Source organism: Vibrio sp. 1078-1 (assembly GCF_033340475.1).
This window is the reverse complement of the sequence record NZ_JAWOWM010000300.1, coordinates 1-734: the sequence shown is the minus strand read 5'-3', so window position 1 is coordinate 734 and position 734 is coordinate 1. Positions and strand designations below refer to the sequence as shown.

Genomic DNA, 734 nt, shown 5'->3' with positions numbered 1-734 from the left:
TGTGAATCTGATGCCTGCGCACCACAAACGTTCGAAAGATCCAGGTGACAACAAAGAAATGATGCAAGCTCGCCGCCGTTTTCTCGAAGGAAACCACTACGATCCAATGCGTCAAGAAGTGGCTCGACTATGTGCGAAATACACAGAAGGTACGACACACCAATTACTGGATATCGGTTGTGGTGAAGGTTATTACACCGATCAAGTGCAGCAATCTCTCTTCGAACAAGATCCACAAGCTACTGTTTTTGGTTTGGATATTTCTAAAGTAGCCATTCGTTACGCTTCTAAGCGCTACCCAAACTGCCAATTTAGTGTAGCGTCTAGCCACCGCTTGCCGTTTGCAGATCAATCACTGGATGCGATTTTGCGTATTTACGCGCCATGCAAAGCAGAAGAGTTGCAACGCGTCATCAAAGACAACGGCGTGGTGATCACGGTAACGCCCGCAGGTCGTCACCTTTACCAGTTCCGCGAACGCATCCATCAAGAAGTTCGCTTACACAATGAAGAACCAGAGAACATTGAAGGCTTTGAGCTAGAGCACCAACAAAAGCTGAACTACACCATGGACTTAGAAAATGGTGTTGCATTTGATTTGTTGCAAATGACTCCATTTGCTTGGAAGGCGACGGATGAACTTCGTGAAGAGCTAAAGTCCGCTACACTTTTCCAGTGTGAGGCCGACTTCATGCTACGCGTTTACCGCAAGAAGCCAGTTCAACAAGAGAATC

1 protein-coding gene is annotated in these 734 nt (G+C 46.9%); it reads left to right on the top strand.

Going from position 1 to position 734, the window contains the following annotated elements; translation table 11 throughout:
- The coding region (gene rlmA / locus R7190_RS27215; RefSeq protein WP_318137848.1) for a 23S rRNA (guanine(745)-N(1))-methyltransferase at positions 1–734 on the top strand (734 nt) is incomplete at both ends.